Consider the following 23395-nt stretch of genomic DNA (forward strand, 5'->3'; position numbering starts at 1 on the left):
AATAGAGTCTAAATCGAGTGTCAGTCCGAGAACGCTCCGGCGTTGCTCGGCAAAACAAGCATGAAGGATGTTGACAGCTATGGCTGAAAGCAAGCTTCCTGTCACTGCTAGTGACGAAGTTGATGTTGCCCTAATCGGCGCCGGTGTAATGAGCGCGACGCTTGGTGTTCTGCTCAAGGAGCTCGAGCCAACGTGGTCTCAGGTAGTGTTCGAGCGTCTTGATCAGCCCGCTGAGGAATCCTCGTCCCCTTGGAACAACGCAGGAACGGGTCACTCCGCGCTGTGCGAGCTGAACTACACCCCAGAGAAGAACGGCCAGGTCGAGTCAGCGAAGGCTGTAAAGATCAACGAGCAGTTCCAGGTTTCTCGTCAGTTCTGGACGACTCTGGTTGATCGTGGTGTCATTACCGATCCACGCGAGTTCATTAACGCTGTGGACCATACTGCGTTTGCTCAGGGGGCAGATCAGGTTGAGTTCATGCGCCGTCGTTACGAGGCACTGAATAAGCACATTCTCTTCGAGGGCCAGGAGCTTATCGAGGACAACGACAAGTTCTCTGAGTACTTGCCTCTGATGGCTGAAGGCCGTGACTTCTCCACGCCAGTGTCGGTCATCAAGAACCCTAACGGCACCGACGTTAACTACGGAGCATTAGCAAAGCAGTATCTCGCTGCAATGTCGGACCACGGTACTCAGATCAACTACGGCACTGAGGTCAAGGGCATTGAGCGCCAGGGCGACAAGTGGGCTCTGAAGGTCAAGAATGTCCACACTGGCGACGTGCGTGTCGTTCGTGCGAAGTTCGTCTTCGTAGGCGCTGGTGGCCAGGCTCTGCCACTGCTGCAGAAGTCCGGTATCCCAGAGATCCGTGGTTTCGGTGGCTTCCCAGTGTCGGGTCAGTGGCTGCGTTGCACCAACCCAGAGATCATTGAGAAGCACGATGCGAAGGTCTACGGCAAGGCCTCCGTTGGTGCGCCACCAATGTCGGTTCCACACCTTGACACCCGTATTATCGACGGCAAAAAGGGTTTGCTGTTCGGCCCATACGCTGGCTGGACTCCAAAGTTCCTGAAGCAGGGTTCCAACCTGGACCTCTTCAAGTCCCTTCGTGCACATAACCTGCCTTCGATGGTCGGCGTCGGCCTGCAGGAGATGCCGCTGACGCAGTACCTCATCAGCGAACTGTTGAAGGACGAAAATGCACGCGTCGAGGCGCTGCGCGAGTACATTCCAAACGTTCGTGCAGAGGATTGGGAACTGATCACCGCTGGCCAGCGTGTTCAGGTCATCAAGCCTCAGAAGTTCCCGAAGATGGGCTCCCTCGAATTCGGTACGGCAGTCGTGAACTCCCAGGACGGCTCCATTGCAGGTCTGATGGGCGCATCCCCAGGTGCATCGATTGCTCCTGCAGTCATGATCTCCTTGCTGGAGCGTTGCTTCGGTAACCGCATGGGCGACTGGGCTCCAAAGCTGAAGGAAATGGTTCCTTCCTACGGACGCAACGTCAACGATGATCCTGCTCTGTACCGCGAAGTATGGGACGCCTCCCAGAAGGCACTGAAGCTTGAGCGCTAACACTCGGTAAGTATTTGCGCATACTTCGTACCCCATCACTGATCACCACTGCGAAAGCTGTGGTCGGTGGTGGGGTACAACTATTGATATGACTTCGCACACCGCTTCCTTTCCAGATACCTTGGCCCGCCCAACAGCTGCAGGCGCTGTACCTGGTTTCCCATTCACCGCCATTGTTGGGCAGGAGCGACTGCAACTCGCATTGATTCTCACGGCGATCTCGCCGGAAATTGGTGGAGTCATTGTTCGTGGTGAAAAGGGCACCGCTAAGACCACAACCGTGCGGGCTCTGGAACCCTTCTTGGATGGACAACTAGTCAACCTGCCGCTGGGAGCCACGGAGGATCGAGTCGTCGGTTCGATCAACGTTGAATCGGTGTTGACTACAGGAAAGGCAGAGTTTCAGCCTGGTCTACTCAGCGCTGCGAATGGCGGCATCTTGTACGTCGACGAAGTGAACTTGTTGCCGGACCATTTGGTAGATGTGCTTCTCGACGCCGCCTCAACCGGCCGCATCACCGTCGAACGTGATGGAGTGTCATTCGTGGAGCAAACTAGGTTTGTTCTCGTTGGCACGATGAACCCTGAAGAGGGAGAACTTCGTCCTCAGTTGCTTGACCGTTTTGGTCTGGCCGTGGACGTTGTTGCGTCACGGGAGCCGTCGACACGCGTGGAAATTGTGCGACGCCGATTGGCCTACGACAGCAATGCATGTACTTTCATTAGCCAGTACGCCGATGCTGAGGAAGCGACACGCCGTCGTCTCGTGCGGGCGAAGACGCTGTTGCAGGACGTAGAGCTGGACGACGTTGCACTGGGACGCATCGCGAGTTTGTGCGCTGCATTCGATGTTGACGGTATGCGTGCAGATTTGGTCATTGCTCGAACCGCTCAGGCGCATGCCGCGTGGCGGGTGGCGGCGCACGAAACTGACGCGAACGATATTTCCACTGATGACTCCAGGGTTAGCTCCAAGGACACCCCGAACGCCTCCGAAGATTCGAGGCTGCAAGTAACCGACGACGACATTCGCATTGCGGCGGAAATGGCGCTGCCGCATCGTCGTCGTCGCGATCCTTTTGATGAACCTGGGCTCGATGATCAACAGATCGATAATGCGATGGAGCAAGCTCGCGACGACTTCCCAGACGAAACTGAAACGACGGCGCCACAGGAACCTGATTCCATCCCGGAAGAATTGAACCCCGAAGATTCTGCGCACAATCCGGCAGAGTCGGAACCAAAAGAGCTACCCTCCCAGGGGTCTGATGGAAAGGCAGGTAGCGCTTCTTCAGGCGCTCCCTTTCCGCGTTCGTGACTTCGTTGTCCCAGGCGCTGGCGAGGGCAGTGCCGGTAGGCGATCAAAGGCACTCGGACCACGGGGATCCACCGTACGAAGTACTGCCAGTGGCCATGGCATTCATATTCCCGGGACGGTGTTGGCGGCGGCGGAACGGGGTGCTGCAGTTACTAGCGGCATGGTGCCGCTTGTCGCCGATGACTTACGCGGCGCCATTCGACAGGGCACCGAATCGAATCTGATCGTGTTCGTCGTCGATACGTCAGGATCGATGGCTGCGCGAGATCGCCTTAGCGCAGTGACCGGAGCCGTCACTTCGTTGCTTCGCGACGCCTACCAGAAGCGCGACAAAGTCGCTGTGGTGACGTTTCGTGGTGACAAAGCGACGACGGTCCTGCCTCCGACTCGGTCAACGGACATTGCTGCTCGTCGTCTTGACGGATTACCAACTGGCGGGCGAACTCCTCTTGCCGAGGGATTACTGGAAGCCGATACGCTCATTGCTCGCGAGCGTAGAAGGGAACCCAGTCGGCGAGCACTGCTCGTCGTGCTGTCTGACGGTCGCGCGACCGGGCGCGGTGGATTCCAGCGTGCAAAAGCTGCTGCAGGTTCGATTCGTCGACAGGGGTTGGCAGGAGCTGTGGTCATTGACTGTGAATCTGGTCGCGTGAAATTGGGGCTGGCACATGAATTAGCGCGGCATTTGCAAGCTCCATGCGTGGCATTGGATGCGCTCAATGCGGATGCGGTCGCGGGAGTTGTGCGCGCAGGGCTTTAGCGGAAATGGCTACGATAGTTAGCTATGGCACAGGGCAAAGTAGATCCAGCAAATATTCCTAACGACGGGTTGACCACGCGACAGCGTCGTCAGTTACCGATTACCGCAGTTCACACAGGTGAAGGCAAGGGTAAGTCAACGGCTGCTTTTGGTTTGGCGTTGCGTTCATGGAACGAAGGCCTAAGTATCGGAATTTTCCAGTTTGTGAAGTCCGCGAAGTGGCGGATCGGTGAGGAAGAAGTCTTTAAGCGTCTCGGCCAGATGCATAACGAAACAGGCGTTGGCGGTGCCGTGGAATGGCACAAGATGGGCGAGGGCTGGTCGTGGTCGCGGAAGAAGGGCACGGAAGCAGACCATGCTCGAGATGCCGCTGAAGGCTGGGAAGAGATCAAGCGTCGCTTGGCGGAAGAGCGCCACGACTTGTATATCCTCGACGAATTCACGTACCCAATGAAGTGGGGCTGGGTTGACGTTGACGATGTCGTCGCAACGCTTGCGAGCCGTCCAGGTAAGCAGCACGTTGTGATCACTGGTCGCGATGCTGATCCGAAACTGATTGAGATTGCCGACCTCGTGACTGAGATGAAGAAGATCAAGCATCCAATGGATGCAGGTCGCAAGGGGCAAAAGGGAATCGAGTGGTAAGTTCCGCCACACCAGGCATCGTCATCGCCGCGCCAGCATCCGGCACCGGCAAGACAACTATCGCAACCGGGCTGATCGCAGCCCTGGCCCGATTTACCGAGGTCGCACCGTTCAAGGTCGGCCCCGACTACATCGACCCCGGCTATCACACACTCGCTGCAGGGCGTGTTGGCCGAAATCTCGATTCCTTCATGTGCACGAAGGACCTCATCGGCCCTTTGTATGCTCACGGTTCAGCTGGTTGTGAAATCAGCGTAGTCGAAGGTGTGATGGGGCTTTTCGACGGTCGCATCGGGCCAGATCCGCTTCATGCAGACGGCTCGACCGCTGAGATCGCAGCCCTGTTGGGTATGCCAGTGATCTTGGTGATTGACGCCCGCCATATGAGCCAGTCTGTGGCCGCACTGGTCCACGGCTTTGCCACGCTTGACGAGGATGTCCACATTGCGGGCGTCATCGTGAATCGAGTGGGCTCTCCACGTCACGCAGACATCATGCGCAGCTCCATTGAAGCAATGGGGATTCCAGTACTGGGAGCTATTCCGCGCGTCGACAACGTTGAGGTGCCATCGCGACATCTCGGCCTGGTCACTGCAGCCGAAGGCGGTAGCGTCGCGTGTGAGGCTGTGCAGAGCATGGCAGACCTCGTGGAAGAGCATGTTGATATCCAGGCTCTTTTGGCTTTGGCCACATGCACCGTTTCTGCCGAGCCATGGGATCCGGTGGCCGCGATGGGCAGGTCAACCGCCACTGAGCCGGGGGCAGGCCCCACAATTGCAATGGCTGGCGGTCCAGCTTTTACCTTCAGCTACGCCGAACATGTCGAACTTCTCGAAGCATGTGGTGCACGAGTAGCTGTCTTCGACCCACTCGTCGACGACTTCCCGGAGTGCGACGGCCTCGTTGTGCCAGGTGGTTTTCCGGAGGAGCACGTCGACAAGCTTGGGGCGCGCACAGACTTGGCTGCGCAAGTGCGCGAGGCCGTTGCCCGGGGAATCGCCGTGCACGGAGAGTGCGCTGGCTTGCTGTGGCTGCTCGATTCACTCGACGGGTATCCAATGTGCGGCGTATTGCCTGGTGACGCCGTGATGAGCCGGTTGAGCCTGGGGTATCGAGATGCGGTGGCCGTGACCGACTCTGCATTGGCCACGGCGGGGACTCGGTTCCGGGGCCATGAATTTCATAAGACGCAACTGACTGAGGGCAGCGTCGACAAGCTGCGTGCCGCCGGATTCCGTCCGGCATGGGGCTGGTACGACTGGCAAGGTGCGCCAACAACCGAAGGTATCGTTTCTACAGACGGCCGAATCCACGCTTCGTACCTGCATATCCATCCGGTGAGCGCGCCACAGGCTATTGCTCACTTTGTGGATACCTGCGCGGGGTAGAGTGACATGTATGAGTTTGGTTCTGAAGGGGTGCGGTGTACTGGTTATTGGTGGTTCTACCAGCGCAGAGCGGGTAATTCCACGATTCCTAGATGCAGGTGCTGAAGTAACAGTATGTGAAGGTGGCGAAGTAACAACCGTCATCGAGGCGTGGGCAGGCGAAGGCCGAGTTTCCCTGTACCGAACTTCTTTTACCCCTGCCATGAGTTGGGGCAAAGCGCTGTTGGTCTGCTGCGACCCTAATCTGTTGCGGGAAGTGTCGTTGGAGGGGCGTCGGGCTGGAATTCTTGTCGATGATGAAACAGGCGGTACAGCACCGATTACGCCTATGGCAGTGACGGGTCGTCGCGCGTCGCGTGCCGGCGAATTGGCGGGCACTGTTGCATTAGTTGGTGGTGGTCCTGGTGACCCGGGATTGATTACAGTTCGCGGTCGACAGCTGCTTCGTGTCGCCGATGTCGTCATTGCCGACCACTTGGGTCCGCTGTCGCTGCTCAGCGAGCTGGAACCAGATGTGGAAATCATTGATGCCGCAAAGCTCCCGTATGGTCGCGCAATGGCACAGGAACGTATTAACCAGTTGTTGGTCGACCGGGCCAAGCAGGGGCTTTTCGTGGTCCGACTCAAAGGTGGGGACCCATACGTTTTCGGCCGTGGCTTCGAAGAATTGGAAGCTTTGCGGGAAAGTGGAGTGCGAGTAACCGAGGTTCCTGGCATTACCTCGGCTATTTCCGTACCAGCTGCAGCCGGTATTCCAGTGACGCGTCGTCGAGTCAATCACGACCTCACCATTGTGTCCGGCCACGTACCACCAGGTCACGAATACTCCTTGGTGAACTGGGATGCATTGGCCCAAATGACCGGCACGATTGTTGTCATCATGGGAGTGAAGAACGGGCCTAAAATTGCCCAGGCATTACTTGATGGTGGTCGCAGCGCGTCGACCCCAGCTGCGATTGTTCAAGAGGGAACAACGTCGAACCAGCGGACTGTCCGTTGCGAGTTGAAGGATCTCGGGGACGCTCTGGAATCCAACGAGATCAAGCCACCTGCGGTTTTGGTCATCGGAGAAGTGGTCAAACTGAGTGACGATGATGTTGCCGATGCACTTCGCGAAAGCGGTATCCATGAAGGATAAGCTGCTAAGCCTTTTTAACAATGAGCAGTTTCGCAGCGCGGTATGGATGTTCTTCGCCGTCGCTCTTGTTGGCTACTTCGGCATCATGCTGATCTTGCGTTTCGCGCTTGGTTCGGGCGGGACTGGGCTGGTCGAAGTCATTGTTGCGACGATATTCGCTCTCGTCGCGGCCACAATCGCTGCCCGTAAGCGCTACCAGGATGACATTTAGTAGCGTCTCGGGCTAGGAATGGGCAGGCCGTTAGAGCCGGCGGCTAATCGACAACGATACGAATGTGGCCGTCTACTACCGAAGCGTCCATACCAGCCTCGCAGGCAATCTCAACGGCATCCTCAACAGTTGTTGGGGGAGTCGAGGCGAGCACCAGCTCTCGGGCTAACACACCCTTGTGGTGCTTATTGAAATGGGACACTACCTTGCCCTCCCGCGTGACGACGGTTGCCGTTACCGCACTCTTCACCTTCCCAAGGTTGAGGTACGTGCCGGAACGAAGGTCGATGAGAAACGCCTCGTCAGCGAGAGCTTCAGTGATCGTCGACCCCCAGCGCGCACGCATCGTTGGCGTAGTCGAATCGTGGGAAGCTCCTCGCCGTGGAAGTTTCGTTGTCCCGGACAACCGATAGTGCGGAATGTGGTCCTCAGCTCGTACCACTCCGAAGAGGGCGGACCCCACCGCCAACTGGGCACGTGCCTGAGCGGGAAGTGTCTTCGCATCAAGAGCGTCAAACAACACTCCTGTGTAACGATCAAGCGCGGGCATCGTTGGAGCCGTGAGCAACTCAGCATTCGCAGCGACCTCGCTTGCTAGCTTCGGCCCCAATTTCAAGACGCGCATTGCCTCATCGGCATCGTCGGCAAGCTGCACCAGATCCTGAGCGATGTCAGACCTAGTGGCAGTGAGAGTGGGAAACGATAGCGCCGAGAATTCGAGCGGTGCGCCGTTTCCGCCAACGGCTTTAGTTTCGGATGGTGGAAGGACGATCAGCATGGGAACTGATAGTAACCGATAGTGTATGCCTTTGAGTTTTGGCCAAAAGGTACGATGGGGCTATGCCAGAAGGTCACGTCATTCATCGTCTTGCCCATGAGCTGAACCACAGCTTCGCCGGTCATCGGGTGCGCGTGACCAGTCCGCAAGGGAGATTTGCCTCTGAAGCTGCACGTCTCGACGGCTCGATACTGCACCACGCCGAGGCATGGGGAAAACACTTGTTCCTCTCTTTTGATGTCGATGCTCCGGCCAATATTGTGTATATCCATTTGGGGCTAATTGGGAAGTTGCAGTTTGAGCCAGCTGATGCACGAGCAGGGCAAATCCGGCTGCATATCGAGCATAAAGAAATAGCGGCCAATCTGCGTGGACCACAATGGTGCCGACTGGTCTCGGAAGTGGAGATGGAGAGTGCCGTCGCAAAGCTAGGTGCCGACCCGCTGCGGGAGCACAGCCCTGAAAACGCAGGGAAAGTGGAGGCGGTAAAGCGAAAGGTGCTCCGCAGCTCACGCCCAATTGGCGCGCTGTTGATGGATCAAAAGCTGTTCGCTGGTGTCGGTAACATCTATCGGGCAGAGACACTCTTTAGGCTGGGGATCTCTCCCTTTCTGCCGGGGAAGAGTGTGCAGCCGGAGGAGTTCGATACGATTTGGGCTGACCTCACGAAGCTGATGAAAGAGGGCGTTGTCACTGGTCGGATCGATACGGTGGCAGCCGAACACACGCCAGAAGCGATGGGCCGTGCGCCACGAAAAGACGACCACGGCGGGGAAGTGTACGTATATCGCCGCCTCGGTCAGCCGTGCTACAAATGCGAGACGCCTATTGCAGAAATGGTGATGGAAGGGCGAAATCTGTTTTGGTGCCCGACCTGCCAACAGCAGTGAATGACGGCGGGGTAATATCCCATTCATGATCACGCGTATGTCTCAGCTCTTCCTGCGTACCTTGCGGGACGACCCGGCTGATGCCGAAGTACCAAGCCACAAGTTGCTCGTTCGCGCCGGATACATCCGTCGCCACGCACCAGGAATCTACTCCTGGCTGCCACTCGGTTTGAAGGTCCTGCGCAACGTGGAAACTGTTGTGCGTGAAGAGATGGAAAGCATTGGCGGACAGGAGATTTCCTTCCCAGGCCTGCTTCCACGTGATCCGTACGAGGCGTCTAACCGCTGGACTGAATACGGCGATGACTTGTTCCGTTTGAAGGACCGCAAGGAAGCGGACTACCTGCTCGGGCCTACGCATGAAGAGATGTTCGCGCTCGCAGTGAAGGATCTGTACAACTCGTACAAGGACTTCCCAGTGACGTTGTTCCAGATTCAAACGAAGTACCGCGATGAAGCTCGTCCGCGAGCTGGCATCCTGCGTGGTCGTGAATTCATCATGAAGGATTCGTACTCCTTCGATATGGATGACGAGGGTTTGAATGAGTCTTACCTGAAGCACCGTGGCGCTTATCAACGGATTTTTGATCGCTTGGGCATTGAATATGCGATTTGCGCAGCGACATCCGGCGCTATGGGAGGTTCTGCCTCCGAAGAGTTCTTGGCAGTGAGCTCGAACGGTGAAGACACGTTTGTGCGCTCCACAGCCTCTGATTACGCGGCGAATGTGGAAGCTGTACAGATCCCAGCACCGCAAAAGCAGGCCATCGATGACAAGCCTGATGCGGTTGTGCACACCACTCCTGACGCGACCACGATTGAGGCCCTCGTTGAATGGGCTAATTCGGAGGCTGCTGGTCTTGGCCGTGAAGTAGTGGGGGCAGACACCCTGAAGTGCTACATGATTGCCGTGGACCGTAAGCAGGTCGACAAGAAGGGCAACCCACTACCCGAAGAAATCATGGGTATCGGTGTCCCTGGTGACCGCGCTATTGACGAGAAGCGCTTGGAAGCTGCTTTCGAGCCAGCAACTGTTCGTGCGTTGGACGAACGTGACTTCGCTGAAAATCCATTCTTGGTCAAGGGCTACATCGGCCCTCGCGGTCTCGCTGCGAACGAGGTTCCGTTGTATGTCGACCCTCGCGTGGTTGAAGGTTCCGCGTGGATCACTGGTGCTGATGAGGCAAACAAGCACGTTGTTGACCTCGTCTGTGGCCGTGACTTCACCCCAGCCGGCATCATTGATGTTGCCGAGGTTCGCGAAGGCGACCCTGCACCAGATGGTCAGGGCACCCTGACTCTGGAGCGTGGTATCGAGATTGGGCACATTTTCCAGCTGGGTCGCAAGTACACCGACGCGTTTGAAGTCGACATTCTCGATGTCAACGGCAAGCGCGCCCGCCCAACGATGGGTTCTTACGGCATTGGCGTATCGCGACTGGTCGCGGTTCTCGCAGAGCAGTACCTTGATGAGCGTGGCCTGCGGTGGCCAGTGGCTGTAGCTCCGTACGCAGCGCACGTCGTCATCGCCAACAAGAATGCTGAAGCTGCGGCTGCAGCGGAGAAGCTCGCCGAAAGCTTGGATTCTTCCGGTGTCTCCGTGCTTTTCGACGATCGTCCGAAGGTCAGCCCGGGCGTAAAGTTCAAGGACTCCGAGCTGCTGGGAATGCCGTTTGTGGTCATCGTCGGTCGTGGATTTGCGGACGGCAAGGTTGAGCTTCGTAACCGCCTGACTGGCGAGACAACCGAAATCGATTACACCAGTGCTGCTGACACCATCGTCAACTTGGTGAATGCGTAACTGAGTACACCACTGGGAGCCCGCCGACTCATGAGGAAAACTGCTTAGGAGTTGGCGAGCTCCATGCCCGGAAGTGGCGCTTCTGGGTTACCTGCAAAAACTTCTGCACCCGCTTGCGAGATTCCTGCCGCCTGTAGCGCGAACAGTCTCGCCTGCGGGTGTTTGCATTCCATGACGGCAGTACGCCATGCCGTAGCGCAAGCGCCTTCTAGTGCAGCAGCGAAACCAGCTGCATCGTCTTCCGGCTGAGGTGCAGATTTGACTTCGATGTAGCCGGGTTCGGCAACTGGTGGAGTGGCGTTGCATGCGGTAAACACGGCAAGTGCGTTGTCGCGCAGTTGACGATGCCTATCTGCACTGGTCACCGTTGATTCGCGGTACTCTTCGGTTATCCGTGGCGCAGCCACACCCATCCCGTAAATGAGTGCAAACTCAGCGGTAAGCGCGGTAGTGAGGTGTGGCAGATCGTCGTGAAGTTCAGAGGCCGCGAGGGGAGTGCGAGGTACGAGATCTTCCCAGTCGACGTCCATTGCGCGGAGAACCAGTACCAGCCCACCGTCAATGGCAGCGGCGAGAAGGGTCTCGTAGTCCTCGCTCAGTGACTTCTTCTTCGCGAGGGAATCCAGCAGGGACGCTGACGAGCGAGAATCACTCAGTAGCATCGCCAGGGTAGAGTCCGCTGGCTGCGCTGCGGTGGAACTCGCTGGGGAAGATGTGGCCGTCGCAGATGTGGCCGCGGATGTCGCCGTTGAGGCGGGCGAAGCGTCGGCTGTTGGTGCTGGTTTAGCTGCAGGCGCAGGCTTTGCGATGCACTCCTCATCAACGCTGCCATCGTCATACGTGCCACACACTCGCCGGATCTCAGTGCTGAGGACGCCTTCGTGCTCACTGCGTGCGTGCAGTGCTGCCGTGATCGCTTCCGCGTACTGACCGTTGGGATCGAGCTCGCTAGTAGTGCCGGACAACATCTCGATATCTCGGATTGCCAGCGCCCAGTGCGCCTCGAGCGTTGCGTCTGCTTGTGGACCTTTGACGACGTCACACCCCGACAACGCGAACGCGGCCCCTCCTAGAGAGACCGCTGAACCGGCAAGAAATACACGACGAGAAATCACGCACTCTATCGTGCCACGATCCGCCCGGACTGCACCCGTTGGCTCACCCGGAAACGTCGGATTCTTGTGGAAAGCTCTTCGTGGCTAAACTTTCAGGCATGGCTATCCCGTCTGCAGAAATCCTCGAGTCCATCCTCGCCCCAGTTGTAGCGTCTCTCAACCTTGACATTGAAGGTGTCAAGGTGGTTCGAGCAGGACGTAAGTCCCAAGTAATTGTGCTTGTCGACGGCGACGTGCGACCAAATTTGGACACCATTGAAGAGGTCACTCGAGAGATCTCGCAGGCTTTTGATGCTGCGGAGGCTCGAGGTGACGCTGATTTCGGGACGCAGGAGTACACCTTGGAGGTGTCTACACCAGGCATCGATGCTCCGTTGACGGCTCCACGTCATTGGAAGCGCAATCGGAACCGATTGGTGCAGGTGCGCTTGGCGGATGGCGCTCAGATTGTTGGGCGAATCGGTGCGCTGAACGACTCTGACGATAGCGTGATTTTGGTGACAACTTCGGGCACTAAGGGCAGGAAGAAAGCGCATCTGTCGGTTCTCGAATTGGAAACTGTAGGCCAAGCAGTGGTACAAGTTGAGTTCTCTGATGTTCCCGAAGCTGAAGCTGAGCTTTCGGGTCTAGAATTTGATGATGCCGTTTCTCGGCTGGAGGATTAACAAGTGAAGATTGAGCTCGCCGCACTACGCACCTTGCAAAAGGAGCGAGGTATTCCCGTCGGAGAAATGATTGGACTGCTGGCTCGATCACTTCGAGAAACGTACGCGAAGTCGGATTCTCCAGCGCGTTTCGCGCGTGTCAACATCGACCAAGAAACCGGCGATGTCACTGTGTTCGCCCAGGAACGCGATGAAGAGGGCAACCTCATTGCTGAGTGGGACGACACGCCTGAGAACTTTGAGCGTATCGCCGCGTACCCAGTTCGCCAGACCATTCTCCAGCGCCTTCGCGATGCCGAAAGCGATAAGGTTCTCGACGAATACGCAGACTTGACTAACCAGGTCATTTCCGGCGTTGTGCAGCGTGATGTCCATGCCAACGAGAAAGGCATGGCCATCATTCATATTGGCTCAGAGGCGCACGGCCGTGACGGCATTCTGTTGCCAGCCGAACAGATTCCAGGGGAAAAGCTCGAGCACGGAAATCGTGTGAAGTGCTACGTCGTGGGTGTGAATAAGACTCCACGTGGCGTGCAGATCAACCTGTCGCGTACTCACCCAGAGTTGGTACGTCGCCTATTTGAGCTGGAAGTACCAGAAGTTGCCGATGAAGCAGTCGAGCTGGTGTCGATCGCCCGTGAAGCAGGCCACCGCACGAAGGTAGCAGTGCGCCCGACCGTGAAGGGGCTTAATGCGAAGGGCGCGTGTATCGGTCCGCGTGGCCAGCGCGTCAACACCATCATGGATGAACTCTGCGGTGAAAAGATCGACATCATCGACTATGACGAAGACCCAGCGAAGTTCGTTGGTAACGCTCTCGCCCCTGCCAAGGTCGTCAGCGTCAAAGTCCTCGATGAGGAAGAACGTCGCGCGCACGTCGTCGTTCCGGACTACCAGTTGTCGCTGGCTATTGGTCGCGAAGGGCAGAACGCTCGTCTTGCTGCACGCCTGACCGGCTGGCGCATCGATATCCACTCCGACGCAGAATAGTTTCGCTGCCACGCTGCTTCACGACGGCCGTCGAAAAGTAGCAAAAGTGATAAGAAACTCTATACGCGGTTGTAATTTGCGGGTCGTTTCGGGTTACACTATGAGACGGCCCGAATAAACGTAGTGGTGAAAGGTGGGTGTGGCGCGCGTATGGCATGTGCTCGGCAATTAGCTCCGGCAGTCATGAATGTACGTGAACGCACCTGTATCGCCACTCGGCAACGAAAGCCCGAAAGGGAACTGCTTCGCCTCGTCGCTCACCGCGACGAAGAAGGCAAGCTAACCGTTGTGCCCGATCCACGGCGCAGAATGCCTGGACGCGGTGCTTGGATTACGCCGACCACGCAATCGTGGGAAGTGGCAGACAAGCGTCGTGCATTCGGCCGCGCACTCAAGGTGTCTACTGGTGTAGATGCGAACCCGGTTCTCCAATATTTGCGCAACCTTGCTGAATCTCCCGATGGAGTTCAGCGCCAGGATTCACAGATATGTGGGAACAGGACAATGACAAAAGAAAGACCTGAACACTGATGAGCACACGATGAAGCATCAGCGATGAACGGCAAGAATTAACGGGAGTCGACAGCTATCCCGATGCGCGTAGTACACGCGTATTCGGCACTGCTCGACTCCAAAAGTGAGGAGAGTAGTGTCCGGAAAGCTCCGTGTCCATGAGCTCGCAAAGCAGCTCGGGGTCACCAGCAAGGAACTCCTAGCTGAGCTCAAAGAGCAAGGCGAGTTCGTAAAGACCGCGTCGTCGACGGTGGAACCACCAGTCGTCGCAAAGATGAAGCGAGTCTATGCAGCAAAGGGTGGTCAGTCTGATGCCCCAACTGCGAAGACCGCAAAGCCAGGTGCGAAGCCTGCAGCTAAGCCAGCGGCAAAGCCTGCAGCTAGTTCCGCAGCGAAGCCTGGCGCAAAGCCAGGTCCGAAGGCGCCAGCAAAGCCAGCTCCAAAGCCGGCAGCAGCAGCGCCAAAGGCTCCATCGTTGCCGAAGCCAGGCGCCCCAGTGGAGGCAAAGCCAGCCCCGGCGGCGAAGCCTGCAGCACGGGAAGCAAAGCCAGGTAGCTTGCCTAAGCCAGGTGAGCCTGCAAAGCCAACCCCGAAGCCAACTTTCAACGACGGTGGCGCAAAGCCTGGTCAGTCGAAGCCAGGTGTACCACGTACCAATAAGCCGGCTCCAGGTCAGCCAGCACCACGCCCACAGGGCGCTAAAAGTGGCAACCGACCAGGTCCAAAGCCAGGTCCAAAGCCAGGTGCTCGTGCACCACGGGTAGCCAACAATCCTTTCTCCACCGGCAACAGCGGTGGCGGTCGACCAGGTCCACGCCCGTCGAACATGCCACGCCCACAGGGTGGCAACCGTCCAGGTCCTAAGCCTGGTGGCGGTCGCCCAGGTGGCCCACGTCCGCAGGGTGCAGGCAAGGGAGGTCCACGCCCAGGTGGCCCACGTCAGGGCGGTCAGCGCCCACAAGGTGGCGGCCGTCCAGGTCCTAAGCCAGGTGGCGGAGGCGGTGGCGGTAATCGTCCATCTCCATCGATGATGCCGTCGCATCCAAGCCCCGGCCAGATGCCAGCTCAGGCTGCCGGTGGCCGTGGTGGCCGTGGCGGTCGCTCTGGTGGTCCAGGTGGCCAGGGTGGTCCAGGTGGTCCAGGTGGCGGTCCACGCGGTGGTCGCGGCGGTCGCCGTGGCGGTACCGCTGGCGCATTCGGCCGTCCAGGTGGTGCACCACGTCGTGGTCGTAAGTCGAAGCGTCAGAAGCGCAACGAGTACGAGGCAATGCAGGCTCCATCCGTCGTTGGTGGCGTCAAGCTGCCAAACGGCAAGGGCCAGAGCATTCGCCTCGCACGTGGTGCTTCTCTGTCTGACTTCGCTGAGAAGATCAACGCTGACGCAGCAGCACTGGTACAGGCTTTGTTTAACCTCGGCGAAATGGTGACCGCAACCGCTTCTGTATCCGACGAAACCCTGCAGCTGCTGGGCGACGAAATGGATTACAAGGTTGAGGTTGTCTCCCCAGAAGACGAAGACCGTGAGCTGCTTGAGTCGTTCGACTTGCAGTTCGGTGAAGACGAGGGCGTTGATGAAGACCTCGTTATCCGTCCTCCAGTCGTGACTGTCATGGGTCACGTTGACCACGGTAAGACCCGACTGCTCGACACGATCCGTAAGGAAAATGTCGGTGGACACGAGTCCGGTGGCATCACCCAGCACATTGGCGCTTACCAGGTCAACGTCGATTTCGATGATGACATCCGTAAGGTCACGTTGCTTGATACCCCAGGCCACGAAGCGTTTACTGCTATGCGTGCGCGTGGTGCTCAGGCAACCGACATCGCAATCTTGGTCGTTGCTGCTGACGACGGCGTCATGCCACAGACCGTCGAAGCAATTAACCACGCGAAGGCAGCAGATGTGCCAATCGTGGTTGCAGTGAACAAGATCGATAAGGAATCTGCAGATCCGCAGAAGATCCGTGGTCAGCTCACTGAATACGGCTTGACTGACGAAGAGTGGGGCGGCGACACCATGTTCGTCGACATCTCTGCGAAGCAGGGCACGAACATCGATGCATTGCTGGAAGCTGTATTGCTCACTGCAGATGCTTCGCTTGATCTCCGTGCGAACCCAGATATGGACGCACAGGGTATTGCCATTGAAGCTCACCTCGACCGAGGTCGTGGCCCAGTGGCAACGGTCATCGTGCAGCGCGGTACCCTCCGCGTCGGTGACTCGATTGTTGTCGGCGATGCCTACGGTCGCGTCCGTCGTATGGTCGATGAGCACGGCAATGACGTTGCAGAAGCTGGCCCATCTCGCCCGGTACAGGTCCTTGGTTTGACCTCGGTACCAGGTGCTGGTGACAACCTGCTCGTCGTTGACGAAGACCGCACTGCACGCCAGATTGCGGATCGTCGTGACGCTCGTCGTCGTAACGCTCTGCAGGCGCGCAACCGTAAGCGTGTCTCCCTGGAGACGCTGGATGAGATCCTGAAGGAAACCAATACCCTCAACCTCATCCTCAAGGGCGACAACGCCGGTACTGTCGAAGCACTGGAAGAGGCGCTGCTCAAGATCGAGGTCGACGACGAGGTTCAGCTGAACATCATCGACCGCGGTGTTGGTGCGGTAACTCAGACCAACGTGTCGCTGGCAGCCGCATCGGATGCAGTCATCATTGGCTTCAACGTCCGTGCAGAGGGCAAGGCCACCGAGTACGCCAACGCTGAAGGCGTCGAGATTCGCTACTACACGGTTATCTACCGTGCTATCGAAGAAGTGGAAGCAGCCATGAAGGGCATGCTGAAGCCAATCTACGAAGAGAAGGACCTGGGTCGCGCAGAAATTCGCGCACTGTTCAAGTCCTCCGCAGTGGGTCTCATCGCCGGTTGTATGGTCGACTCGGGCAAGGTTCGTCGCAATGCCAAGGTTCGCCTGGTACGCGACGGCAACGTGATCACGGATTCCGCAACCATCGAATCTCTCCGTCGTGAGAAGGACGATGCAACCGAGGTTTCCGCTGGTTACGAGTGCGGTATGGTCCTGTCTTACCCAGACATCCAGGTAGACGACATCATCGAGGCATACGAGATGGTCGAGGTACCACGCACCTAGCAGGCACCTGCTATTGGTGAGTAAAAAGCTCCAGTCCTAGTTCTGCAGCCACGTGAGGCAGAGCCGGGGCCGGAGCTTTTCTCGTGCCTGGGCTATTAGGGGACAGGCGCTTGTCGACGAACCCTGCGACCCACACTTACACCTGACGGTGTAGTCCGGTTCTGTATCATGGGTCGGCATCACGGGCACTAACACACGATGTCGGTGCCCGTTTATAGAAACAGTTAATTTAGAGTTGAACACAGCACTTACATCTGTGAATTGTGAATGAGGAGTTGATCCGGCATGGCAGATCAAGCACGAGCTGGCCGTTTGGCAAAGCGAATTCTCGAGATCGTCGCTAGCGGCATTGAACGGGAAATCAAGGATCACCGCTTGGAGTTAGTAACTATTACTGATTGCCGTGTTACGGGCGACCTTCACGACGCAACTGTGTACTACACGGTTCGTGGTCGCACGATTGATGAAGAACCTGATTGGGAGATGGCGGAGGAAGCGCTCAATCGTGCTCGTGGCCAGCTGCGTTCGATGGTGGGGCGTGGCACGGGAGTTCGTTACACTCCGACGTTGAACTTCAAGGTGGATACGGTTCCGGCAGCATCGGCCCATATGGAGGAACTGTTGGCAAAGACTCGCCAGCGCGATGCGGAGTTGGCTAAGCAGGCAGCGAACGCAAAGCCTGCTGGCGGTGAGGATCCGTATATTCACAGCGACGACCCTGAGGAGGGCTAGCTGATGAACGACGCTATTGCAGACCGCGCCGCATATCAATTGTCACAGGCAATCAGCCGGCGTATGTCGGCTCCGATTCAGCAAACCCAGGACATGCTGGCAACCGCAAAGAAAGTAGCGGTTGTGTGCCATGTGCACCCGGATGCCGATGCCATCGGAGCTGCTTCGGCAATGGTGATGGCTTTGGCACAACGCGGAATTCCAGCGGTGGCGTCGTATGGCGAACCTGGCCTTCCGGCGAAGTCACTGCTGACTATTCCGGGATGGGACAGCTTCGTCCCTTATCAGGAGATCCCGGCCGACGTTGACACCTGGATTTCGGTGGACTGCGCGAGCCCGGAGCGATTAGGTGCGCTTCGTGGCCGAATGATGGCGTCAGACCGCCTTATCGTGGTCGATCACCATGATTCGAATTCTCGCTACGGCACTATCAATATGGTTGATTGTCAAAGTGAGTCATCAACGATGGTTCTCCTTGATTTCTTCGAAGTCTGGGGAATTAAACTGAACCGAGACATGGCACACGCGCTGTACGCCGGTCTGTTGACGGACACGGCGTCCTTCCAGTTTGGACGGTCACGTATGCACTCTGCTGCTGCGCGATTGCTGGACAAGGGCCTGGACCCACGCACGATCGGTGCGCAGCTGCTTGATAATCACCCATTTGAGTTTCTGCCATTCCTCGGTCGCGTGATGGCCACGGCAGGCCAGGACGTTGGTTGGGGCGAAGGTGCTGGTCTGGTCTATGCGACGGTGTCGTACGAAGATCAGGAAACGGTCGGTCACGATGAAGTTGATGCTGTCATCGATATTGTTCGAACGACCTCCGGCGGGGATGTCGCTGCAGTCTTCAAGGAGTACGAGCCTGGCTACTGGTCAGTCTCGCTGCGTTCGATCGCAAAGGTCGACGTTTCATTAGTTGCGGCAGCACTCGGAGGTGGTGGTCACGTGCGTGCGGCTGGCTACAGTTTCCGTGGTTCGCGAGAGGACATCCTCGCCGAGCTGCTGGCAACCTCCGAACTTGCCGCCGCGACTGTGTCTCTCGAGGACGATGGTGCATTGAGCGGTACTGAACCGAATGCTTAGTCGCGACGACACGGAGGTTTCTGCGTCACAGTTCAATGTCACGGCTCGCACGATTCTGTCGCTAGCTCTTCCAGCGCTTGGCGTGCTTGCCGCACCTCCGCTGTACTTGCTGTTGGATACTGCTGTCATCGGGCGTTTGGGTGCTACCGAATTGGCTGCGCTAGCAGCTGGCTCGACCATTTTCGCGATGGTGACGACTCAGTTGACATTTCTGGCCTATGGAACAACTGCGCGAGCATCCCGCGCTTTCGGTCGTGGCGATACTCCAGGTGTGGTCCGAGAAGGTTTACAAGCGACCTGGGTGGCGGCTTTCGTCGGCATGGTTTTGATGGCCATTGTCGCCACTTTTGCTGGAGTCTTTACAAGTTGGCTTACTCCACTTGGCAGTGTCGCCACTGATGCGGCGCGGTGGTTGTCGATAGCCTCCATCGGTATCCCATTGACGCTGTTAACTCAGGCTGGCAATGGTTGGTTGCGAGGTTTGCAAGATACTCGCCGCCCACTGATTTTCGTACTGTGTGGTCTTGGCCCAGCAGCGCTTACTATCGTTCCGCTCGTGGCGTGGTTGGGGCTGATCGGATCAGCTGTTGCCACAGTTGCGGGAGAAACCATTACGGCTGCGTTGTTTCTGCGTGAGTTAGTGAAACACACTCGGCACCACGAGATTCCGCTAGGCCCAGATTCCCGCATCATCAAGGAGCAATTGGTCCTAGGGCGTGATCTCATTGTTCGCTCACTTGCATTCCAGGTCGCATTTTTGTCGGCAGCTGCGGTTGCGGGACGGATCAGTGAGCAAGCTCTCGGCGGTCACCAGATTTTGCTGCAGTTGTGGAACCTCCTGAGCCTTCTTCTCGACTCACTCGCCATCGCCGCTCAGACCCTGGTCGGCGCAGCACTCGGCTTCGGTTCGATTGCCATTGCTCGCTGGACTTCACGACGAGTCGTTGCCTGGTCAACTGCATTCGCACTGTTCTTTGCAGTTGTTTTCGCAGCTGGATTTGCCATCATCCCGGCATTGTTCTCTGCAGATCCATCCGTGCAGGATGCCATCATTAGTGGTCCCTGGTGGCTGCTAGTAGCGATGATTCCCATTGGCGGCATCGTGTTTGCCCTCGACGGTGTCCTTTTAGGAGCAGGTGATGCTGCTTTCTTGCGCAACGCAACAGTGACGGCAGTGGTTTTCGGATTCTTGCCACCAGTCTGGGCGACCTATTTCTTCGATTGGGGGCTGACCGGTATTTGGTGCGGTCTGCTGGCGTTTCTGTTTATTCGCCTCGTATTCGTTGTCGCTCGATACCGTGGTAATTCATGGCACAAAGACGTTGCAGCCCCTTCGGAACAGGAGCAGGGATCGTGAAGCAAGCACTTGTCGGCCCCATGATCGCTACCACTGGACTGCCGATTGCAGTTGTGGAAGAAGGCGGCCGGTTTGCCTGTCATCACGGGTTGCAATTCCCTGAAGAAGCTGTGCTGGTCGAGGGCTCCGTCGCAAAGCGAATGCAGGATTTCGCAGATGGGCGATGGTGTGCGCATGCCGCGATGGAATCGTTGACGGGCATGCCGGTAGACGCGCAGGCGCCGATTCTGCGGGGCGCGACGCGGGAGCCACTGTGGCCAGCGAATATCGTCGGTTCGATCACCCATACGGATGGCTGGGTTGCTGCTGCGACGGCGCTGAGCAGCAACATCGCGTCCGTTGGTATCGATGTCGAATCAGCGCGCACGATGCCACCGAGCACATTAAAAGAGGTCGCGAGCGACAGCGAACGTCGGCATTTGCATGCGTTGTCGTGTCAGACTCCAGACGCTCAAGCACTTGGTGTGTCATGTGTGGACTCGCACAGCCTTGACGTAGTGCTATTTAGTGCTAAAGAGTCGATTTATAAAGCGTGGTTTCCACTCACACATGAGTGGCTAGGTTTCGACGAAGTAGATCTTCGAATCGAAGCGGGGCATACCTTTACTGCGCGAGTGCTCCGCAGTATTCCTGACACCAGCAGCATTCCTGCTGAACACTTGAGCACCATTCGGGGAGTGTGGCGCGTGGGGTATGGCTATGTGGCAACGGCGGCGATCATTCCCGCAGCTACAGGGTCGATGGCCTGACGACGAACACCGTCTTCGCACGCTTTCCAGACTCTGTAATCAAGGCCGGCACCTGACCATTCGGCATTAGTGCAGCATGGACACCTGCTAAACCAATCGGCTCAAGCCATTTGCCGAGAGCTAAGTCGCGTCCCTGCTCCTCAGTGATATCTCGGGTAGGGAAGCAGCGCACGCACGCCTCATCGAGGCTCAATGACATGCGCGGATGTGTTGCTTCCTGCAGTGACTCCAGTGTTTGTGCGTCAGCAATGGTGAAGGTGCCTGCGGCGGTTCGTCGTAACGCAATGAGGTGACCGCCAACACCTAGCGCAGCACCTAGGTCCCGGGCGAGCGCGCGGATGAACGTGCCAGCAGAACAGTCGACGCTGACATCAATGTCGAGATGGTTACCGGCGTCATCGGTGTGGCGGCGGATATCCAGTACGTCGAAACGCGAAACCGTGACGGGACGCTCGGGAAGCACAACAGTTTCACCACGACGAATACGTTCGTGAGCACGAACACCGTCGATCTTGACTGCCGATACTGATGCTGGACGCTGCATAATGTCGCCGGTCAGAGCAGCCACCTCGGTATGAATGGCTTCATCAGTCACGTGTGAAGTGTCGGCAGTAGAGAGAACTTCACCTTCCATATCATCGGTGAGAGTTGCAGCGCCGAGTCGAATGGTCGCGTCGTACGACTTTGAATCTGCATGCACATGAGGCAGGAAACGGGTACCGCGATTCACACCGATGACGAGGACACCCGTTGCCATCGGATCCAAGGTGCCCGAATGTCCAACACGACGAGTCTTAAACACCCGGCGAAGCTTGCCGACGACATCGTGGCTCGTCATTCCCGCAGGTTTATCCACGATGACAACACCGGAATCAGCAAGTGGGTCCACGGCAGGTGCGTCGGCAGGTGCCTTATTTTCTGTCATAACAGCCCATCCTATGCCCAGCCCATGTCGTGGGAGCGAATAGATGTCGGTAGGCTAAAGCGCGTGGAAATCTGGCACGGACTTGAACACGTACCCGCGACGCTTGGCGATACCGTCGTCACCATCGGTGTCTTTGATGGCATTCATCAGGGACACCAGCAGCTCATTTCGCAAACTGTTGAACATGCGCGGGAACGTGGCCTGCCTGCAGTTCTCATGACGTTCAAGCCACATCCCATCGCGTTGTTCGCGCCGGATCGAGCACCAGCAGCGTTGGCAACATATGACCGTCGCGCAGAGTTGGCCGAAGCCTTGGGTATCGACTACTTCTTGATCGTCGACTTCACTCGCGAGTTCGCGTCGATTGAGCCCGCGGCATTCGTATCGGACATACTGGGAAAGACCCTGCATGCAAAGGCTGTCTTCGTCGGTGAGAACTTTTCCTACGGAGCAAAAGCAGCAGGTACCACTGAGACGATGCCTGAGCATGGAAAGGCAGCGGGGATTGACATCAACGTCGTCACACTGTTGACATGTGAAGGCGAACGTGTCTCGTCGACCCGAGTCCGCGAATGCCTTGCCGACGGTGACGTCGCCGGTGCAGCACAGTGCCTTGATCGCCCGCACCGGATCGAAGGTGAAGTGGTGCACGGGCAGGGACGTGGTGGCGCTCAGCTCGGGTTCCCAACTGCCAACATTGATTACTCGGAGGGACTCGCGGTTCCTGCAGACGGCGTTTATGCGGCTTGGTTCCGTGTCGAACCGGGGCAGCATCGCACGGATATTGATCCTGACGGTGACATCGAATTTGGTGTTGCGTACCCGGCAGCAGTGTCCGTCGGCACGAATGTCACGTTCGGAGACACAGAGCGAACGGTGGAAGCGTTCGTTATTGATCGCAGCGCGAACCTTTACGGTTTGTACGGTTCTATCGACTTCATTCAGCGAATCCGTGGCATGGAGAAGTTCGATGGAATTGAGCCACTCATTGAACGGATGAATCTCGACGTGGAACAGACCCGCGAATTCTTGGGCATTATTACTCGGTCATAGACGCAGAACTGCGATTAGGTTGCTGACGGGGGTGACTGGTAAAGTAGCGCCTCGGTCGTGACTGTGGTCCACAAACAGTTGCGGATAAGCCAGACAGTTCCACAATTTCGCGTGTGTGCTGTCGCCCTAGTGGACTGAAATAACCATTACATTGCGAAAGAGGAGAAAAGCCATGGCGCTTTCCGCTGATAAGAAGGCTGAAGTTCTGAAGGAATTCGGTCTGCACGAGACCGACACAGGTTCCCCAGAAGCTCAGATTGCACTGCTGACCACCCGTATTCGTCAGCTCACCGAGCACCTGAAGTACCACAAGCACGATCACCACTCCCGTCGTGGTCTGCTGCTGCTCGTTGGTCGTCGTAAGGGTCTGCTGCAGTACCTGGCTGACAACGACATCAACCGCTACCGTTCGCTCATTGAGCGCCTCGGCCTGCGCCGCTAATTTTCACTCTTTAATTAGAGTTTCGCCCCCGACGACGTGCTGTGACACGGTCGTGCGGGGGTTTTCGTTTCTCAACTGGTAGTTCTTTCCTGGTAGAATTTCCGCGATGCCTCGAGACGAAAATATTTAGGGCGGCACCGACGATTGCCCTAGGGGCTTC

The 23395-nt window shown here is 57.3% G+C and carries 22 protein-coding genes; 19 read left to right on the top strand and 3 right to left on the bottom strand.

All coding sequences use genetic code 11. The annotated features are described in order from the left end of the window. Positions 1–79: 79 nt before the first annotated feature. The 7 genes from mqo to WG938_RS04950 all read left to right on the top strand — a co-directional run bounded on the left by mqo (position 80) and on the right by WG938_RS04950 (position 7036). Positions 80–1576 (top strand): malate dehydrogenase (quinone), encoded by a 1497-nt coding sequence (gene mqo / locus WG938_RS04920; protein ID WP_339978116.1) that lies wholly within the window; start codon positions 80–82, stop codon positions 1574–1576. A gap of 88 nt (positions 1577–1664) precedes the next feature. Next, complete coding sequence (locus tag WG938_RS04925; protein WP_339978118.1) at positions 1665–2894, top strand: ATP-binding protein; 1230 nt, start codon at positions 1665–1667, stop codon at positions 2892–2894. After that, entirely contained in the window at positions 2845–3654 is an 810-nt protein-coding gene (locus WG938_RS04930; protein WP_339978120.1) for a vWA domain-containing protein, read from the top strand. Before WG938_RS04925 ends, WG938_RS04930 begins: the two co-directional genes overlap by 50 nt. A gap of 24 nt (positions 3655–3678) precedes the next feature. Continuing rightward, on the top strand, positions 3679–4299 hold the full coding sequence (cobO, locus tag WG938_RS04935) for a cob(I)yrinic acid a,c-diamide adenosyltransferase (protein WP_339978122.1): 621 nt from the start codon (positions 3679–3681) through the stop codon (positions 4297–4299). After that, complete coding sequence (locus WG938_RS04940; protein ID WP_339978123.1) at positions 4293–5687, top strand: cobyrinate a,c-diamide synthase; 1395 nt, start codon at positions 4293–4295, stop codon at positions 5685–5687. The genes cobO and WG938_RS04940 overlap by 7 nt, the downstream gene beginning before the upstream one ends. A 10-nt stretch (positions 5688–5697) precedes the next feature. Continuing rightward, on the top strand, positions 5698–6825 hold the full coding sequence (gene cobA / locus WG938_RS04945; RefSeq protein WP_339978124.1) for a uroporphyrinogen-III C-methyltransferase: 1128 nt from the start codon (positions 5698–5700) through the stop codon (positions 6823–6825). Beyond that, positions 6815–7036, top strand: a complete 222-nt coding sequence (locus tag WG938_RS04950) for a hypothetical protein (protein WP_339978125.1) — start codon at positions 6815–6817, stop codon at positions 7034–7036. The genes cobA and WG938_RS04950 overlap by 11 nt, the downstream gene beginning before the upstream one ends. Before the next feature lie 43 nt (positions 7037–7079). Here the strand turns inward: WG938_RS04950 and WG938_RS04955 are convergent, their stop codons facing one another. Next, positions 7080–7814 carry a YaaA family protein gene (locus WG938_RS04955; protein WP_339978127.1) on the bottom strand — a complete coding sequence of 245 codons (735 nt, stop codon included), beginning with the start codon at positions 7812–7814 and terminating at the stop codon, positions 7080–7082. Positions 7815–7876: 62 nt separating this feature from the next. Between WG938_RS04955 and WG938_RS04960 the strand changes: the two genes are divergently transcribed. Further along, positions 7877–8704 (top strand): Fpg/Nei family DNA glycosylase, encoded by an 828-nt coding sequence (locus WG938_RS04960; protein ID WP_339978129.1) that lies wholly within the window; start codon positions 7877–7879, stop codon positions 8702–8704. A gap of 25 nt (positions 8705–8729) precedes the next feature. Further along, on the top strand, positions 8730–10505 hold the full coding sequence (locus WG938_RS04965) for a proline--tRNA ligase (RefSeq protein WP_339978130.1): 1776 nt from the start codon (positions 8730–8732) through the stop codon (positions 10503–10505). A 44-nt stretch (positions 10506–10549) separates the two neighbouring features. On the opposite strand, the gene WG938_RS04970 is transcribed toward WG938_RS04965, so the two are convergent. Continuing rightward, the gene (locus WG938_RS04970) at positions 10550–11620 is read right to left on the bottom strand and encodes a DUF4439 domain-containing protein (RefSeq protein ID WP_339978131.1); all 1071 of its coding nucleotides are present in this window, start codon (positions 11618–11620) and stop codon (positions 10550–10552) included. A 98-nt stretch (positions 11621–11718) separates the two neighbouring features. On the opposite strand from WG938_RS04970, the gene rimP reads away from it, so the two are divergent. From rimP to WG938_RS05010, 8 genes are all read left to right on the top strand, one after another. Continuing rightward, positions 11719–12285: a ribosome maturation factor RimP gene (rimP, locus tag WG938_RS04975; protein WP_339978132.1), complete on the top strand. Its 567-nt coding sequence runs from the start codon at positions 11719–11721 to the stop codon at positions 12283–12285. A gap of 3 nt (positions 12286–12288) precedes the next feature. Further along, positions 12289–13275 carry a transcription termination factor NusA gene (gene nusA, locus WG938_RS04980; RefSeq protein WP_339978133.1) on the top strand — a complete coding sequence of 329 codons (987 nt, stop codon included), beginning with the start codon at positions 12289–12291 and terminating at the stop codon, positions 13273–13275. Between the two features lie 183 nt (positions 13276–13458). Further along, positions 13459–13806 (top strand): YlxR family protein, encoded by a 348-nt coding sequence (locus WG938_RS04985; protein ID WP_339978134.1) that lies wholly within the window; start codon positions 13459–13461, stop codon positions 13804–13806. 118 nt (positions 13807–13924) lie between these two features. Beyond that, entirely contained in the window at positions 13925–16891 is a 2967-nt protein-coding gene (infB, locus tag WG938_RS04990) for a translation initiation factor IF-2 (RefSeq protein ID WP_339978135.1), read from the top strand. Positions 16892–17176: 285 nt separating this feature from the next. Then, positions 17177–17623, top strand: a complete 447-nt coding sequence (gene rbfA, locus WG938_RS04995; RefSeq protein ID WP_339978136.1) for a 30S ribosome-binding factor RbfA — start codon at positions 17177–17179, stop codon at positions 17621–17623. Positions 17624–17626: 3 nt separating this feature from the next. Then, positions 17627–18709: a DHH family phosphoesterase gene (locus WG938_RS05000; RefSeq protein ID WP_339978137.1), complete on the top strand. Its 1083-nt coding sequence runs from the start codon at positions 17627–17629 to the stop codon at positions 18707–18709. Beyond that, positions 18702–20066 carry an MATE family efflux transporter gene (locus tag WG938_RS05005; RefSeq protein ID WP_339978138.1) on the top strand — a complete coding sequence of 455 codons (1365 nt, stop codon included), beginning with the start codon at positions 18702–18704 and terminating at the stop codon, positions 20064–20066. The genes WG938_RS05000 and WG938_RS05005 overlap by 8 nt, the downstream gene beginning before the upstream one ends. Further along, positions 20063–20815, top strand: a complete 753-nt coding sequence (locus WG938_RS05010) for a 4'-phosphopantetheinyl transferase family protein (RefSeq protein ID WP_339978139.1) — start codon at positions 20063–20065, stop codon at positions 20813–20815. The genes WG938_RS05005 and WG938_RS05010 overlap by 4 nt, the downstream gene beginning before the upstream one ends. Here WG938_RS05010 and truB read toward each other — a convergent pair. Continuing rightward, complete coding sequence (gene truB, locus WG938_RS05015) at positions 20796–21740, bottom strand: tRNA pseudouridine(55) synthase TruB (protein WP_339978140.1); 945 nt, start codon at positions 21738–21740, stop codon at positions 20796–20798. The genes WG938_RS05010 and truB overlap by 20 nt on opposite strands. 63 nt (positions 21741–21803) lie before the next feature. On the opposite strand from truB, the gene WG938_RS05020 reads away from it, so the two are divergent. Both WG938_RS05020 and rpsO read left to right on the top strand, forming a co-directional pair. Further along, positions 21804–22793: a bifunctional riboflavin kinase/FAD synthetase gene (locus WG938_RS05020; protein ID WP_339978141.1), complete on the top strand. Its 990-nt coding sequence runs from the start codon at positions 21804–21806 to the stop codon at positions 22791–22793. 172 nt (positions 22794–22965) lie between these two features. Next, complete coding sequence (rpsO, locus tag WG938_RS05025; protein WP_339978142.1) at positions 22966–23235, top strand: 30S ribosomal protein S15; 270 nt, start codon at positions 22966–22968, stop codon at positions 23233–23235. Positions 23236–23395: the final 160 nt, after the last annotated feature.

Origin of the sequence: Corynebacterium sp. H113 (genome assembly GCF_037572315.1) — a bacterium.
In the GTDB taxonomy this organism is placed as follows: domain Bacteria; phylum Actinomycetota; class Actinomycetes; order Mycobacteriales; family Mycobacteriaceae; genus Corynebacterium.